Consider the following 3,451-nt stretch of genomic DNA (forward strand, 5'->3'; position numbering starts at 1 on the left):
TCAACTCGCTCGCCGACTACCTCACCAAAATCAACCCACCAACCACCAATACCTAACAGCAACTTAGAGTCGCCATTTCAGGCGCATCACACTAGCAGGCGGCCCGATGATGCCGCCGGGGTTCGGCGATGCCCGCCGCTGGAGCGTCTCGGGTGACTACGGTCACGGCCGTGCCGGTGAAGTTTCTGACTGACAAACAGGCCGAGGCGTACGGGACGGGTTCACCGGAACTGCCCCCGGGCGTTCCTGACGCAGCTGCCGTTGGCATTCGGGACCGACTCCAGGAGCAACTGGGCCACGTCGACGACCGTGATGGACTCCTTCACCTTGCCGCCCGCGACGGAGTCGCTATCGGCTGCAGCCTTCTTGCCGTTGACCGAGTCGGTCAGCATGACCAGGCAGAACGGGCAGGCGGTGGAGACGATGTCGGGGTTGAGGCTCAGGGCTTCGTCGACGCGCTCGTTGTTGATGCGCTTGCCGATCCGCTCCTCCATCCACATCCGCGCGCCACCGGCACCGCAGCAGAAGCCGCGCTCCTTGTGGCGGTGCATCTCCTGCTGACGCAGGCCCGGGACGGCCGACATGATCTCGCGCGGCGGCGTGTAGATCTTGTTGTGACGGCCCAGGTAGCAGGGGTCGTGGTAGGTGATGAGGCCCTCGACCGGGGTCACCGGGATCAGTTTGCCCTCGTCGATCAGGTGCTGGAGGAGCTGGGTGTGGTGGATGACCTCGTAGTCGCCGCCTATCTGCGGGTACTCGTTGCCGAGGGTGTTGAGGCAGTGCGGGCAGGTCGCGACGATCTTCTTCGCGGACTTCGGCTTCTTCGACTCGGCGGTGAAGTTGCCCTCGTCGTCCATCTCCTCGCCGAAGGCCATGTTCAGCGCGGAGACGTTCTCCATGCCGAGCTCCTGGAAGAGGGGCTCGTTGCCCAGGCGGCGGGCGGAGTCGCCGGTGCACTTCTCGTCGCCGCCCATGATCGCGTACTTGACGCCCGCGATGTGCAGCAGTTCGGCGAAGGCCTTGGTGGTCTTCTTGGCGCGGTCCTCAAGGGCGCCGGCGCAGCCGACCCAGTACAGGTAGTCGACCTCGGACAGGTCCTCGATGTCCCTGCCGACGACCGGGATCTCGAAGTTGACCTCCTTGGTCCACTCCAGGCGCTGCTTCTTCGCCAGGCCCCAGGGGTTGCCCTTCTTCTCCAGGTTCTTGAGCATCGTGCCCGCCTCGGACGGGAAGGCGCTCTCGATCATCACCTGGTAGCGGCGCATGTCGACGATGTGGTCGACGTGCTCGATGTCGACGGGGCACTGCTCGACACAGGCGCCGCAGGTGGTGCAGGACCACAGCACGTCCGGGTCGATGACACCGTTCTCTTCGAGGGTCCCGATGAGCGGGCGTTCGGCCTCCGCGAGGGCGGCGGCGGGCACGTCCTTGAGCTGCTCCGCGGTCGCCTTCTCGTTGCCCTCCATGTCCTTGCCGCCACCGGCGAGCAGGTAGGGGGCCTTGGCGTGGGCGTGGTCCCGCAGCGACATGATCAGCAGCTTCGGGGAGAGCGGCTTCCCGGTGTTCCAGGCGGGGCACTGCGACTGGCAGCGCCCGCACTCGGTGCACGTGGAGAAGTCGAGGATGCCCTTCCAGGAGAACTGCTCGACCTGGGAGACACCGAAGACGTCGTCGTCGCCCGGGTCGGTGAAGTCGATCGGCTCGCCGCCCGACGTCATCGGCAGCAGGGCGCCCAGCGCGGTCCCGCCCTCGGCGTTCCGCTTGAACCAGATGTTCGGGAAGCCGAGGAAGCGGTGCCAGGCGACACCCATGTTGGTGTTCAGCGCGACGGTGATCATCCAGATCAGCGAGGTGCCGATCTTGATCATCGCGACGAGGTAGACGAGGTTCTGGAGCGCGCCGAGGGAGAGCCCCTTGAAGGCGAGGACCAGGGGGTACGAGGCGAAGTACGCGGCCTCGTAGTGCTCGACGTGGTGGATCGCGCCCTCAAGACCGCGCAGGGTGTAGATGGCGAGGCCGATGGTGAGGATGACGTACTCGACGAAGTACGCCTGCCAGGCCTTGGAGCCCGCGAAACGGGACTTGCGGCCGGCCCGGGAGGGCAGGTTCAGCAGCCGGATCGCGATGAGCACGACGATGCCGACGATCGTCATCACGCCGATGAACTCGGTGTACATCTCGAACGGCAGGAAGCCGCCGATGATGGGCAGCACCCAGTCCGCCTCGAAGAGCTGGCCGTAGGCCTGCGCGAGGGTCGGCGGCAGCGTCAGGAAGCCGATCGCGACGAACCAGTGGGCGAATCCGACGATGCCCCAGCGGTTCATCCGGGTGTGACCCAGGAATTCCTTCACCAGGGTGATCGTGCGAGCCTTGGGGTTGTCGGTGCGGCTGCCCGCCGGCACCGGCTGGCCCAGCTTCACGAACCGGTAGATCTGCGCGACGGCTCGGGCGATGAGCGCAACGCCGACCACGGTCAGGACCAGCGACACGATGATCGCGGCGAGTTGCATTTCGGGACTCCTCCCCACTCGCTCCTGTCAGCCCTTGCGGGTGTTGATCTCCTCGGTGAGTTGCGGGACGACCTCGAAGAGGTCGCCGACCACGCCGTAGTCGACCAGGTCGAAGATCGGCGCCTCGGCGTCCTTGTTGACCGCGACGATCGTCTTCGAGGTCTGCATACCGGCGCGGTGCTGGATCGCGCCGGAGATGCCGTTGGCGATGTAGAGCTGCGGCGAGACGGACTTGCCGGTCTGGCCGACCTGGTTGGTGTGCGGGTACCAGCCGGCGTCCACCGCGGCACGCGAGGCGCCGACGGCCGCGCCGAGCGAGTCGGCGAGCGCCTCGATGATCCCGAAGTTCTCGGCGCCGTTGACACCACGGCCGCCGGAGACCACGATCGCGGCCTCGGTCAGCTCGGGGCGGCCGGTCGACTCGCGCGGGGTGCGGCCGGTGACCTTGGTGCCGGTCGCCTTGTCCGAGAAGGACACGGCGAGGGCCTCGACGGCGCCGGCGGCCGGGGCGGCCTCCACGGCGGCCGAGTTCGGCTTGACCGTGATGACCGGGGTGCCCTTGGAGATGCGGGACTTGGTGGTGAAGGAGGCGGCGAACGCGGACTGCGTGGCCACCGGACCCTCGTCGCCGGACTCCAGGTCGACGGCATCGGTGATGATGCCCGAGCCGATACGGACCGCGAGACGGGCGGCGATCTCCTTGCCCTCGGCGGAGGACGGCACGAGCACGGCGGCCGGGGAGACGGCCTCGTACGCGGCCTGCAGCGCGTCCACCTTCGGGACGACCAGGTAGTCGGCGTACTCGGCGGCCTCGTGCGTGAGGACCCGGGCCGCGCCGTGCTCGGCGAGCGCGGCGGCGGTGTCGGCGGCGCCGTTGCCCAGCGCAACGGCGACGGGCTCGCCGATGCGGCGGGCCAGCGTCAGCAGCTCCAGGGTGGGCT

At 67.7% G+C, this 3,451-nt stretch carries 2 protein-coding genes; both read right to left on the reverse strand.

Going from position 1 to position 3,451, the window contains the following annotated elements; translation table 11 throughout:
* Positions 1–221 precede the first annotated feature (221 nt).
* Positions 222–2,510, reverse strand: a complete 2,289-nt coding sequence (locus tag ABT300_RS42420) for a heterodisulfide reductase-related iron-sulfur binding cluster (protein WP_351688047.1) — start codon at positions 2,508–2,510, stop codon at positions 222–224.
* Between the two features lie 27 nt (positions 2,511–2,537).
* Positions 2,538–3,451 (reverse strand): electron transfer flavoprotein subunit alpha/FixB family protein (locus ABT300_RS42425; RefSeq protein ID WP_351688050.1); only part of this gene is annotated, 914 nt, incomplete at its 5' end.

It is taken from the genome of Streptomyces sp. NPDC001027 (assembly GCF_040299045.1).
Classification (GTDB): domain Bacteria; phylum Actinomycetota; class Actinomycetes; order Streptomycetales; family Streptomycetaceae; genus Streptomyces.

Excerpts from the sequence above, each read along its gene's own strand:
- ABT300_RS42420 (WP_351688047.1), bottom strand. The coding sequence starts at position 2,510 with ATGCAACTCGCCGCGATCATCGTGTCGCTGGTCCTGACCGTGGTCGGC.